The organism is Streptomyces sp. URMC 126, assembly GCF_051386555.1.
Lineage (GTDB): Bacteria > Actinomycetota > Actinomycetes > Streptomycetales > Streptomycetaceae > Streptomyces.
The window spans coordinates 1-12,935 of sequence record NZ_JBPQTX010000209.1 but is presented as its reverse complement, the minus strand read 5'-3'; the positions used below and the strand labels follow the sequence as shown (position 1 = coordinate 12,935).

The window sequence follows — 12,935 nt, the reverse complement described above, 5'->3', positions numbered from 1 at the left end:
CGGGCGGCAGGGGGAGCCGGGCCGCCGGCGGTACTGCGGGGCTACGGTGCGCGGGAGCCGATGCCCTCCTCGTCGGCGCCCCGCCACAGCGAGGGGTCGTACGGGGTGTCGGGGATCTGCACCATGGCCGGGCGGGGGCGCTCCGGTGGCTGGGCCTCGCGCAGGAGCGACAGGCTCTCGCGCAGGTGGCCGGCGTCGGAACGCATCCGCCGCAGCTCCGGGCCGTCGCCGCCGAGCCGGCGTTCCAGCCGCCCGAGAGTGCGGTCGAGTTCGCCGAGGCAGCGCTGAACCGCTGTCAGGTCGTCGTTCAGGGACACGGATCTGCCCTCACTTCCGCGGATGGAGCGGTTGCGGGTGGCGACTGCGATGCGACAGAGAGTGTCGCGCGTCACACCCCTTCAGGGGAAGATAGCGGCCCCGATTGCACCTTCGCGGGAGCGCATTCCTCGCGAGCCCTGCCGCTGCTCAAACGTTCGTCCAGGCGGGTGGCGTGGGCCCGCGAGGCGCCGTGTCGGAGCCCCGTTCGCGCGGGCCGTCGCTTTCAGTGGTCGGCAGTAGATCCGATCAGCGGCTCATCGGACCGTCGGCGGCTCATCGGACCGACTGAACGAACTCCCTGAACGGCCACTGAACGACCGGGCCGGATTCGGACCCCGTACGGCGGAGGTTGTCGCCCATGTTCCCCCTCTCGACGAGCAAGCGGCCCCGCACCCGTCGCGGCCGCCGTTCCGCCGCCCTGCTCGCCGCGGGCGCGCTCCTGCCGCTGCCCGTCCTGGCCGGCTGCGGAGACTCGGGGGAGAGCGCCGAGCCGCCCGCCGGAGTCCAGGACGTGGCCGCCGCCCCACGCGCGAAGATCGCCGACAAGGGCACGCTGACCTGGGCCGTCGACGCGCTGCCCACCACCTACAACGCCTTCCAGGCCGACGCCGACGCGGCCACCCGGCAGGTGGCGGGCGCGGTGCTGCCCGCCCTCTTCACCCTGGACGCCCGCGGCATCCCGCGGCGGAACCCCGACTACCTGCTCTCCGCCGAGGTGGTGGCGCGCGAGCCCCGGCAGGTCGTCGTCTACCGGCTGCGCCCGGGCGCGGTGTGGAGCGACGGCATGCCGATCACCGCCGCCGACTTCGAGGCCCAGTGGAAGGCCCTGCGCGGCAAGGACAGCTCCTTCTGGTCGGCGGGCAACGCCGGGTACGACCGGATCGGCTCGGTGGAACGCGGCGCCGACGACCGCGAAGTGAAGATCACATTCGCGAAGCCCTACGTGGACTGGCCCTCCCTCTTCACCCCGCTGTACCCCCGGGCGGCGATGGGCAGCGGCAGCGCCTTCAACGACTCGATGCGCAAGGAGCTCAAGTTCGCCGCCGGGCCGTTCCAGGTGGGCGAGCGCAACGACGGGCAGGGCACGCTGACGCTCGTCCGCAACCCGCGCTGGTGGGGCGACCGGGCCAAGCTGGACCGGCTGGTGCTCCGCGCGGTGCCGCCCGCCGAACGGGCCGACGCGCTGGCCAACGGCGGCATCGACCTCGCCGACGTCACTCCGGCGGCGGCCGAGCGGATCACCCGGGCCAACGCGCCGGCGAAGAAGGCCGACGACGCCAACAAGCCCGAGGCGGCGGCGGGCCTGCGCGACCTGGTCGTCCACCGGGCACTGGAACCCGTCTGGACCCAGCTCGCCCTCAACGGCACCTCCGGCCCGCTGGCAGACGAGCGGGTGCGCCGGGCCGTCGCCCGGGCCGTCGACCGCAAGGACCTCGCCCGGTACGTCCTCGGCGCGGTCGGGCTGCCGGCCGACCCGCTGGGCAGCCATGTGCTCGTCGCCGGGCAGCTCGGCTACGAGGACAACAGCGACGCCGTCGGCCCCGCCGACCCGGGCGCCGCCCGGGACCTGCTCGCCGACGCCGGCTGGAAGGAGGGCCGGGGCCAGGCTCCCGGCCGCGGACCGGCGCGGGCCGACGGGACGGGACAGCGGCACGCGCCCGACGACAAGGCCGAACCGCACGGCGCGCCCGGGCCGGACGGCCAGCTCCCGGGGTCCCCGGCGCCCGGGTCGGCACCCGAACCGGCGGCCGGGGTGCCGGCCGACAAGCCGGAGAACCTGCCGGAGCCGGAGGACGTGGGGGAGGAGGGCGGGGCCGGCGACGGTGCCGGGACCGGGACCGGCGGCGAGGGTACGGACGACAAGAGCGTCCGGGACGCCGGGGGCGGCAAGGGCAGCGCGGCGAAGACGGCGCCCGTCCGGTTCAAGGACGGCAAGCGGCTGGCCCTCCGGTTCGTCCTCCCCAAGGGCACGGGCGCGGAACCGCTGCGCCAGGTCGGGGAGCGGATCGCCCGGCAGCTCGACGCCGTCGGCATCCACACGGAGCTCCGCACGGTCGACGACGCGGGCTTCTTCCGCGACCACATCGCCTCCGGCGACTTCGACCTCGCCCTCTACTCCTGGCCCGCCAGCGCCTTCCCCGCCACCGACGCCCGGCCCATCTTCGCCAAACCGCGGCCGGCGGCGGACGGATCGCTCCAGGTGGAGCAGAACTACAGCCGGGTCGGCACCGACCAGATCGACCGGCTCTTCGAACAGGCGTCGACGGAACTGGACGGGGAGGCGTCGCGGGACCTGGTGCGGCGGGCCGACGCGCGGATCTGGGCGGCGGCGGGTTCCATTCCGCTGTACCAGCGGCCGGAGCTGGTCGCCTCGCGGCGGGCCCTGGCGAACGTGGGCGCGTTCGGGCTGGCCACGCCGCGGTATCAGGACATGGGGTTCCTGCGGTGAGGGTGCCCCGGTCCCTCCCCCTCGCCGGCGGGTCCGCGCCCCCGGACCCCGGGAACCGGTGAAAGGGCGGAACCGGGGACGGAACCCGCAGGTCAACGCGGCCGCACCGCTCCCCGGGCGGCCTCCGGTCGGAGTTCCCCGTACCATGGAGTAAAGGCCGTGGCTCGATCGCCCGGCAGGCCCGCGTACCGGACCGGACGCGCGGGCATCCACGATCCCGGGAGAAGCGCCGCAGTATGCCCACGCGCCATGACATCCGTAACGTCGCCATCGTCGCCCACGTCGACCACGGCAAGACGACCATCGTCGACGCCATGCTCAAGCAGGCCGGCGCCTTCGCCGCCCACCAGCTCGACTCCGTCGACGACCGCGTCATGGACTCGAACGACCTGGAGCGTGAGAAGGGCATCACGATCCTCGCCAAGAACACGGCGGTGAAGTACCACCCCAAGGACGGCGGGGCCCCGATCACCATCAACATCATCGACACCCCCGGCCACGCCGACTTCGGTGGCGAGGTCGAGCGCGGTCTGTCGATGGTCGACGCGGTCGTGCTGCTGGTGGACGCCTCCGAGGGCCCGCTGCCGCAGACCCGCTTCGTGCTCCGCAAGGCCCTGCAGGCCCGGATGCCGGTCATCCTGTGCATCAACAAGACCGACCGTCCGGACTCCCGCATCGACGAGGTCGTCAACGAGACGTACGACCTCTTCCTGGACCTGGACGCGGACGAGGACCAGATCGAGTTCCCGATCGTCTACGCCTGCGGCCGTGACGGCATCGCCTCGCTGACCAAGCCGGAGGACGGCACCGTCCCGGCGGACAGCACCAACCTGGAGCCGTTCTTCTCCACCATCCTGGAGCACGTCCCGGCCCCGGTGTACGAGGAGAACGCGCCGCTCCAGGCCCACGTCACCAACCTCGACGCCGACAACTTCCTCGGCCGTATCGCGCTGCTCCGCGTCGAGCAGGGCGAGCTGCGCAAGGGCCAGACGGTCGCGTGGATCAAGCGTGACGGCACGGTCTCCAACGTCCGCATCACCGAGCTGATGATGACCGAGGCCCTCACCCGCAAGCCGGCCGAGGTGGCCGGCCCCGGTGACATCTGCGCCGTCGCCGGTATCCCCGACATCATGATCGGCGAGACCCTGGCCGACCCGGAGAACCCGGTCGCGCTGCCCCTGATCACCGTCGACGAGCCGGCGATCTCCATGACCATCGGCACCAACACCTCGCCGCTGGTCGGCCGCGGCGGTACGGGCAAGGGCGCGGACGCCAAGTCCGCCGTCAAGGACCGCAAGGTCACCGCCCGTCAGGTCAAGGACCGTCTGGACCGCGAGCTGATCGGCAACGTCTCGCTCCGCGTCCTGGACACCGACCGCCCCGACGCCTGGGAGGTCCAGGGCCGCGGTGAGCTGGCGCTGGCCATCCTGGTGGAGCAGATGCGCCGCGAGGGCTTCGAGATGACCATCGGCAAGCCGCAGGTCGTCACCAAGCAGGTCGACGGCAAGACCTACGAGCCGGTCGAGCGCATCACCATCGACGTGCCCGAGGAGCACATGGGCGCGGTCACGCAGCTCATGGGCACCCGCAAGGGCCGGATGGACAACATGTCGAACCACGGCTCCGGTTGGGTCCGCATGGAGTTCGTCGTCCCGTCCCGCGGTCTGATCGGCTTCCGCACGGAGTTCCTCACGAACACCCGCGGCACCGGTATCGCGCACTCCATCCACGAGGGCCACGAGCCGTGGTTCGGCGAGCTGAAGACCCGTAACAACGGCTCCCTGGTCGCCGACCGCGCCGGCGCCGTCACCGCCTTCGCGATGACGAACCTCCAGGAGCGCGGCGTGCTGTTCGTCGACCCGGGCACCGAGGTGTACGAGGGCATGATCGTCGGCGAGAACTCGCGCGCCGACGACATGGACGTCAACATCACCAAGGAGAAGAAGCTCACCAACATGCGCTCCTCCTCCGCCGACTCCTTCGAGGCGATCGTCCCGCCGCGCAAGCTGTCGCTGGAGCAGTCCCTGGAGTTCTGCCGCGACGACGAGTGCGTCGAGGTGACCCCGGAGGCGGTCCGCATCCGCAAGGTCGTCCTGGACCAGAAGGAGCGCGGCCGTACGGCGTCGCGCGCCAAGCGCTGACGTCCCGCGGCCGGCCGTCAGGGTCGTCGGATCCGTCAGGTCCGGCTGATCCGGCGTCAGTTCGCCGGTGGCGCGAGAGGCCCGGTACCCCCGTCGAGGGGGTGCCGGGCCTCTCGGCGTTCGCACGGCGGAGGCGCGACCGTCCGGATAACGGACCCCCACCTCCCGATGTGGCGTCAACAGCCCGTTTCGTACGTGTCTGTCTGGGCCGTCTTTGTCCGTATTTCGGGCATGTGGCGGTGATCGATGTGACCAAAGCGAGACCCAGTAAGTGTGGTTTAAGGAGCGGCGGTACTCAATAGTGGGGTCCATTAGCTCGGGTCAATGGGTCACGCGCTGTGGGGAGCGCGGGGACTCACGAGCACACTCGGGGGTTCCGGTTCCTGTTTCCGCTGTCAGGGGTGTCAGCGTCTGGGAACCGGGCTCTCTTTTGGTGACAGTGGACTCCTGAGGAGGGATACCCATGCGTGGTGCCAAGAGTGCCAAGTGGGTCGTGGGTGCGATAGTGGTGGCGATGGCCGCCACGGCGTGCGGATCGTCGAAGGACGACGACAACGGCAGCGGCGGTGGTTCCGGCGTCGGCGCCGGGATGTTCAGCTACCAGGGCAGCGAGCCGCAGAACCCGCTGACGCCCGCCGGCAACAACGAGGTCGGCGGTGGCCGCATCCTCAAGAACGTCTTCCGCGGTCTGACGCAGTACGACCCCAAGGACGGGTCGCTGAAGATGGCGGTGGCCGAGAAGATCGACACCACGGACTCCCAGCACTTCACTGTCACGCTCAAGAGCGGCTGGACGTTCCACAACGGCGAGCCGGTGACGGCCAAGTCGTTCGTCGACTCCTGGAACTGGAGCGCGAACATCAAGAACGCGCAGATCAACAGCTCCTGGTTCGCCGAGATCAAGGGTTACGAGGACGTCCACCCGGAGAAGGGCGACCCCAAGACCGACAAGATGTCGGGCCTGGTGGTGAAGGACGACAAGACGTTCACCATCGAGCTCAGCCGGCCGGTGGCCCACTGGAAGTACAAGACGGGTTACCCGGCCCTGTCGCCGGTGCCCCAGGCGTTCTTCAAGGACCCGAAGGCCTTCGGCCAGAAGCCGATCGGCAACGGCCCCTACGTGTTCGACAACTGGGACCACAACAACCAGATCGTGCTGAAGAAGTACGACAAGTACGCGGGTGAGGACAAGCCGAAGAACAACGGCGTCGTCTTCAAGGTCTACCTGAAGGCCGACGGTGCCTACGCCGACCTCCAGTCCGGCGGCCTCGACGTGATCGACCAGATCCCGCCGGCCAGCCTCTCCAAGTACAAGTCGGACCTCGGCGACCGCGCCGTGGACCAGCCGATGGCCACGCTGCAGATGGTCGGCTTCCCCCTGTACAACAAGGAGTGGCAGGCCCCGGAGAAGGCCAAGGTCCGCCAGGGCATCTCCATGGCCATCGACCGCGCCGCCATCGGCAAGACGGTCCTCCAGGGCTCCCGCGAGCCCGCCAACGGCTTCCTCAACCCGGGCATCCTCGGCTACGACAAGGCCCAGGACCCCGAGGTGCTGCACTTCGACCCGGAGAAGGCCAAGAAGCTCATCGAGGAGGGTGGCGGCGTCCCGGGCGGCAAGCTCACCCTCATCTACAACGCCGACCTCGGTCACAAGGCGTGGGTGGACGCGGTCTGCAACTCCATCACCAAAAACACCGGTGTTCCGTGCCAGGGCGACCCCAAGCCCGACCAGAAGACCTCCCGTGACCTGATCACCGGCAAGAAGCTCCCGGTCCACCAGATGTTCCGCACCGGCTGGCAGGCGGACTACCCGCACATCGCGAGCTACCTGGCGGACGTCTACCACACCGGTGCCGCCTCCAACGACTCCGGTTACAGCAACCCGGAGTTCGACAAGCTGACCGACGAGGCGGACAAGGCCAAGACGCCGGAGGAGTCGGCCAAGCTCTACAAGAAGGCCGAGGAGATCCTCCTCAAGGACATGCCGCAGATCCCGCTGTGGAACTACAAGGAGAACGGCGGCTACTCCAAGAACGTGAGCAACGTCGTGTACGACTGGATCGGCGACCCGGTCTGGACCGATGTCGAGGTCAAGAAGTAAGTCACACACCGGCGTTCCGTCCTCGCGGCCAGTGAAGTCCGCGGACGGTTGAACCGGTCGCACGTCGAGCGGCCGGAGGCCCCCCGGGGGTCTCCGGCCGCCGTCGCAGCGACCGTTGGGAGGCACGATGGGGCGTTATATTCTTCGACGCCTGCTCCAGATGATCCCGGTGTTCATCGGCACCACTCTGATCATCTTCCTTGCCGTGTACGCCCTTCCGGGCGACCCGATCAAGGCACTCTTCGGCGACAAGGCCGCGGACCCGGCCACCGTGGCCCGGCTCAAGCACCAGTACGGACTCGACAAGCCCCTGCTTGAGCAGTACTGGAACTACCTGACCAACCTGTTCCAGGGCGACTTCGGCCTCAGCTTCAGCCAGCGCCAGGTCTCGGACATGCTCGGCGAGGCCATTCCGGTCACCGTGAAGCTCGCGCTGGTGGCCTTCGGTTTCGAGGCCGTCATCGGCATCGCGCTGGGCCTGCTCACCGGTCTCAAGCGGGGCAAGATCGTGGACCAGGTGGTCCTGCTGCTCACCCTGCTGGTGATCTCCATTCCGATCTTCGTGATCGGTTATCTGGCCCAGGTCTACATCGGTACCAAGTGGGGCATCGTCGACCCCGTGGTCACCGACTCGAACGACGTGTCCCAGCTCATCCTGCCCGCCGTCGTGCTGGGTTCGGTGTCGCTGGCGTACGTCTCCCGGCTCACCCGGACCAGTGTGGTGGAGAACGTCCGCGCGGACTACATCCGCACCGCCACCGCCAAGGGCCTGCCGCGCCGGCGGGTGATCGGCGTGCACCTGATGCGCAACTCTCTCATCCCGGTGGTCACGTTCCTCGGTACCGACCTCGGCGCGCTGATGGGCGGCGCGATCGTCACGGAGGGCATCTTCAACGTCAAGGGCATCGGCAACATGCTCTACAAGGGCATCACCGGCGGTGACGGACCGCTGGTGGTGGGCTGCGTGACCTTCCTGGTCGTGGTCTACCTGGTGGCGAGCCTCTTGGTCGACCTCCTCTACGCCGTTCTGGACCCGAGGATCCGCTATGCCTGAGCAGAATGACACCTCCCCCGGCCTGGCCTCGGTGATCGCGTCCGCACCGGACCCCGACACCGGGAGCCCGGCGCTCGCCGTCGACGCGCCCGAGCCGAAGCCCGGCAAGGAGCGCTCCAACAGCCTCTGGGCGAACGCCTGGCGGGACCTGCGCCGCCGGCCGGTCTTCATCGTGTCCTCGGTCATCATCTTCCTGCTGCTGCTGATCTCCCTCTTCCCGGGCTGGTTCACCGACGCCGACCCGGACCCCGGAGACCTGTCGCACTACCTCCAGGGGCCCCACTGGGGCAACGTCTTCGAGGAGGACTGGTTCGGCTACGACTCCCAGGGGCACAGCATCTACGCGCGTGTCATCTACGGAGCCCGCGCCTCGATCATCGTCGGCGTCGTCACCACGCTCCTCGTGACCGTGCTCGGCGGCCTGGTGGGCATGATCGCCGGCTACTACGGCGGCTGGCTGGACGCGGTCCTCTCCCGCTGCACCGACATCTTCTCCGGCGTGCCGATCCTGCTGGGCTCCCTGGTCATCCTCCAGGCGTTCACCGGCCGGACCGCGTGGACCGTCGCCGTCGCCATCGGCGCCCTCGGCTGGACGCAGATCGCCCGTGTCATGCGCGGCGCCGTGATCACCTGCAAGCAGGCGGACTACGTACAGGCCGCCCGGGCCCTCGGGGCGGGCAACGGCCGGATCCTGTTCCGGCACATCCTGCCCAACTCCATCGCGCCGGTGATCGTCGTGGCCACCATCGCCCTCGGCATGTACATCTCGCTGGAGGCGACCCTGTCCTACCTGGGCATCGGCATCCAGGACGGCATCTCGTGGGGCGGCGACATCAACGCCGGTTCGGAGCAGATCCGCAACGCCCTCCACGTCCTGCTGTTCCCGGCCGGTTTCCTCAGCGTCACCGTGCTGGCGTTCATCATGCTCGGCGACGCGGTGCGCGACGCCCTCGACCCCAAGCTGCGCTGAGGGAGGCGTACGTGACCACCACCACCGAGAAGACCGCGGACGTCCCCAAGTCCCGCGGCGGGGACGACGGCGGCGCTCCGTTGCTCGAAGTCCGCGACCTGCACGTCGAGTTCCACACCCGGGACGGCGTGGCCAAGGCCGTCAACGGCGTCAACTACTCGGTCTCGTCCGGGGAGACGCTGGCCGTGCTGGGCGAGTCGGGCTCCGGCAAGTCCGTGACGGCGCAGGCCATCATGGGCATCCTCGACATGCCGCCGGGGCGCATTCCCAAGGGGGAGATCCTCTACCGCGGCAAGGACATGCTGAAGATGCCCGGCGACGAGCGCCGGAAGATCCGCGGCGCGAAGATCGCCATGATCTTCCAGGACGCCCTGTCGGCGCTCAACCCGGTGCTCAGCGTGGGCTACCAGCTCGGCGAGATGTTCCGGGTCCACCAGGGCGCGTCCAAGAAGGACGCCAAGGCCAAGGCCATCGAGCTGATGGACCGGGTGCGGATCCCGGCGGCCAAGGACCGGGTCGGGGACTACCCGCACCAGTTCTCGGGCGGTATGCGGCAGCGCATCATGATCGCGATGGCGCTGGCCCTGGAGCCGGACCTGATCATCGCGGACGAGCCGACGACGGCGCTGGACGTGACCGTCCAGGCGCAGGTGATGGACCTGCTGGCCGAGCTCCAGCGCGAGTTCAACATGGGCCTCATCCTCATCACCCACGACCTGGGTGTCGTCGCCGATGTCGCGGACAAGATCGCGGTGATGTACGCCGGCCGGATCGTCGAGACCGCCCCGGTGCACGAGCTCTACAAGCGCCCGGCCCACCCGTACACCAGGGGCCTGCTGGACTCGATCCCGCGCCTGGACCAGAAGGGCCAGGAGCTCTATGCGATCAAGGGTCTGCCGCCCAACCTGCTGAAGATCCCCACCGGTTGCGCGTTCAACCCGCGCTGCCCGAAGGCGCAGGACATCTGCCGCTCCGAGATCCCGGCGCTGCACCGGGTCTCCGAAGCGGACGGCGTGGAGCTCGACGGCCGCGGGAGCGCCTGCCACTTCTGGAAGGAGACGATCCATGGCTGAGACCGGCAAGAAGTCCGGCGGGACGTCCGCCGGGAAGGAAGCGGCCGTGGAGAAGACGCCCAACGTCTCCGAGGTACAGGTGATCGACGCGAGCACGACCGCCGAGGTGGAGGCCGTCCTCGACGCCCCCGTCGAGCGCGGCGAGCCGATCCTGCAGGTGCGCAACCTGGTCAAGCACTTCCCGCTGACCCAGGGCGTGCTGTTCAAGAAGCAGGTCGGCGCGGTCAAGGCGGTGGACGGGGTCTCCTTCGACCTCTACCAGGGTGAGACGCTGGGCATCGTCGGCGAGTCCGGCTGTGGCAAGTCCACGGTCGCCAAGCTGCTGATGACGCTGGAGCGGGCCACCGCGGGCGAGGTCTTCTACAAGGGCCAGGACATCACCAAGCTGTCGGGCCGGGCGCTGAAGGCGGTCCGGCGCAACATCCAGATGGTGTTCCAGGACCCGTACACCTCGCTCAACCCCCGGATGACCGTCGGCGACATCATCGGCGAGCCCTTCGACATCCACCCCGAGGTGGCGCCCAAGGGCGACCGGCGCAAGAAGGTCCAGGAACTGCTGGACGTCGTCGGCCTCAACCCGGAGTACATCACCCGCTATCCGCACCAGTTCTCGGGCGGCCAGCGGCAGCGCATCGGCATCGCCCGCGGGCTGGCGCTCAACCCGGAGATCATCATCTGCGACGAGCCCGTCTCGGCGCTGGACGTCTCGGTGCAGGCGCAGGTCATCAACCTGATGGAGAAGCTGCAGGACGAGTTCAACCTCTCCTACATCTTCATCGCCCACGACCTGTCGATCGTCCGGCACATTTCCGACCGGGTCGGCGTGATGTACCTGGGGAAGATGGCCGAGATCGGCACCGACACGCAGATCTACGACCACCCCACGCACCCCTACACCCAGGCGCTGCTGTCGGCCGTGCCGGTGCCGGACCCGGAGGCGCGCGCCGGCCGGGAGCGGATCATCCTGACCGGTGACGTTCCGTCGCCGGCCAACCCGCCGTCCGGCTGCCGCTTCCGCACCCGCTGCTGGAAGGCGCAGGACAAGTGCGCCGAGGAGGTGCCGCTGCTGGCGGTGCCGGAGGTCTTCGCAGGCAAGGACACCCTCGCCGCGCACGAGTCGGCCTGCCACTTCGCGGAGGAGAAGCAGGTGGTGGGAGCGGCGTAGCCGCTCGTCGCTCGCACCGGGAATTCGCCCCGGCCCCGCCCCGTACACGGGCGAGGCCGGGGCGAATTCCTTGTCATGGCAGCGGTTTCGCATGTCCCTTCGGCGGTGCGCATTTCTTCAAGTCTTCCGCCCGGCCGCTGCTGTAACGTCGCGGTCGTGACGCGGAGGCGAGTCCCTCTCGGGTCCTTCCGGGGTTTTGGGGCCTTTCAGGGCCATCGGGATCCTTGGCAGGGCCCTCTGTGAAAGCCTCGCCTCCTTGAGGGATTGCCCTCGATGCTCTTCCACCAGAAGTCAAGGTACCCATTCCAAAAGGAGTCAGTGTGCCGCACTTGGGAAGAACCGTATCGGCCGTAGGAATCACCGCCGCGCTGCTGTTCGGCGGCGGGATGGCCACGACGGCTTCGGCCGCGACCGCCCAGCCGTCGGCGAGCGCGTCCGATTCGGCGGCCTCCGTCCTGCCGGGGGAGTGGCAGTTCGCGGGCAACTACGCCACTTACGAGAAGTGCCGGATATCGGGGAGGTCGTCCGGTTACCAATTCAGGTGCGAAGAGGAGAGGCGTCTGAAGGTCTGGAAGCTCTACATCTGGGCTGACCACGCCTGAGGGGGAAGCCCGCCCGATGCGTCGTGGGGCCGCATGCGGGCGTAGCTCCCGGGGGTCAGTCGCCGAGCCGTCGGCGCAAAGACGCCGGGGCGGCTCCGGCGAGCGCGCGTACCTCGCGTGAGAGGTGCGCGTGGTCGGAGTAACCGCACTGGGCGGCGACAACAGCGAGGCTGTCGCCGCCCGGTGTGCCGTTGGTGATCAGCATGAGCGCCTTGCGGAACCGTAGGATCCGGGCCGCCGTCTTCGGTGTGCAGCCGACGTGCTCCCGGAACACCTGCTCCAGCCGGCGTCTGCTGACGCCCGTGGACTCGGCGAGGTGGCGGACGGGGACGCCTCCGGCCGATGCCCGGAGGTGGCGCCAGGCCGACACCGCGATCCTCGGGGGCTCGCGGCGTCGGGTGACGTACCCGAGGAGCAGTTCGTCGAGTATGCCGAACCGGGTGGGCCAGTCGTCGGCGGCGGCCAGGCGGTGGGTGATCCGGCGCAGGCGCGCGGGGCCCATGAGCGTGCTCAGCGGGTGCCGGGTGTTGGCGAGCTCGTGCATCGGGACGTCCAGCAGGGCGGCGGCGCCCGGCGGGGTGAGGGAGATGACGACCCCGAAGTGGTGGCCGCCCAGTTCCATGTCGACGGGGGCGTCGACGAGGCCGCAGACCATGCCGTCCAGGGTGGGGGCCCGGAAGGCGGTGCCGGCGGCGTAGCGGCCGACGGGTGCCAAGTCGATGAGGACGGCGGGCGCGACGGTGGCGACGACCTTACGTCGGACCGGCGCGCCCACTCGTTCGTCGAAACCCAGGTAGCCCAGAACGAAGGCGGAGAGAGCGGGGTGAGGGGCGCTCGTCACGGGTGCGCCGGCTCGGCTTCGCCAGAATCCGTTCACTATCTCCATGCACGCCCGTCCCTTCGCGTCACACGAGTAACCCCTAGGGGAAGGCTAGTTGAGGAGCGTTGGCGGGGGTGGAGTAGTTCCGGAATTCGGCGGTCGCCTCGGTCGGAAGGGGCCGTTCAGGCTCCGAGGGCGATCGGGAGGGAGAGGAAACCGCGGAGGGCTGTCTCTTATACACA

Annotated in this window: 10 protein-coding genes; 8 read left to right on the top strand and 2 right to left on the bottom strand. The window is 69.4% G+C overall.

All coding sequences use genetic code 11. The features are described 5' to 3' along the window. Nucleotides 1-41: 41 nt before the first annotated feature. Nucleotides 42-317, bottom strand: coding sequence for a hypothetical protein (locus ACSNOK_RS22860; protein WP_436782622.1), 276 nt, complete (start codon nucleotides 315-317; stop codon nucleotides 42-44). A 359-nt stretch (nucleotides 318-676) separates the two neighbouring features. Here ACSNOK_RS22860 and ACSNOK_RS22855 point away from each other — a divergent pair, with 359 nt between their 5' ends. From ACSNOK_RS22855 to ACSNOK_RS22820, 8 genes are all read left to right on the top strand, one after another. Next, nucleotides 677-2,767 carry an ABC transporter substrate-binding protein gene (locus ACSNOK_RS22855; protein ID WP_436782621.1) on the top strand — a complete coding sequence of 697 codons (2,091 nt, stop codon included), beginning with the start codon at nucleotides 677-679 and terminating at the stop codon, nucleotides 2,765-2,767. A 236-nt stretch (nucleotides 2,768-3,003) separates the two neighbouring features. Next, a complete protein-coding gene (typA, locus tag ACSNOK_RS22850; protein WP_436782620.1) occupies nucleotides 3,004-4,908 on the top strand; it encodes a translational GTPase TypA in 1,905 nt (634 codons plus the stop codon). A gap of 463 nt (nucleotides 4,909-5,371) precedes the next feature. Beyond that, nucleotides 5,372-7,009 (top strand): peptide ABC transporter substrate-binding protein, encoded by a 1,638-nt coding sequence (locus tag ACSNOK_RS22845; protein WP_436782619.1) that lies wholly within the window; start codon nucleotides 5,372-5,374, stop codon nucleotides 7,007-7,009. A 127-nt stretch (nucleotides 7,010-7,136) separates the two neighbouring features. Continuing rightward, on the top strand, nucleotides 7,137-8,063 hold the full coding sequence (locus ACSNOK_RS22840) for an ABC transporter permease (protein WP_436782618.1): 927 nt from the start codon (nucleotides 7,137-7,139) through the stop codon (nucleotides 8,061-8,063). Further along, nucleotides 8,056-9,033, top strand: a complete 978-nt coding sequence (locus tag ACSNOK_RS22835; RefSeq protein WP_436782617.1) for an ABC transporter permease — start codon at nucleotides 8,056-8,058, stop codon at nucleotides 9,031-9,033. Before ACSNOK_RS22840 ends, ACSNOK_RS22835 begins: the two co-directional genes overlap by 8 nt. Before the next feature lie 11 nt (nucleotides 9,034-9,044). Continuing rightward, nucleotides 9,045-10,106 carry an ABC transporter ATP-binding protein gene (locus tag ACSNOK_RS22830; protein WP_436782616.1) on the top strand — a complete coding sequence of 354 codons (1,062 nt, stop codon included), beginning with the start codon at nucleotides 9,045-9,047 and terminating at the stop codon, nucleotides 10,104-10,106. Beyond that, nucleotides 10,099-11,271: an ABC transporter ATP-binding protein gene (locus ACSNOK_RS22825; RefSeq protein WP_436782615.1), complete on the top strand. Its 1,173-nt coding sequence runs from the start codon at nucleotides 10,099-10,101 to the stop codon at nucleotides 11,269-11,271. Before ACSNOK_RS22830 ends, ACSNOK_RS22825 begins: the two co-directional genes overlap by 8 nt. Before the next feature lie 329 nt (nucleotides 11,272-11,600). Further along, a complete protein-coding gene (locus tag ACSNOK_RS22820; protein ID WP_436782614.1) occupies nucleotides 11,601-11,873 on the top strand; it encodes a hypothetical protein in 273 nt (90 codons plus the stop codon). A gap of 55 nt (nucleotides 11,874-11,928) precedes the next feature. Here ACSNOK_RS22820 and ACSNOK_RS22815 read toward each other — a convergent pair whose 3' ends face one another. Further along, complete coding sequence (locus ACSNOK_RS22815) at nucleotides 11,929-12,714, bottom strand: helix-turn-helix domain-containing protein (RefSeq protein WP_436782613.1); 786 nt, start codon at nucleotides 12,712-12,714, stop codon at nucleotides 11,929-11,931. Between the last annotated feature and the right edge of the window lie 221 nt (nucleotides 12,715-12,935).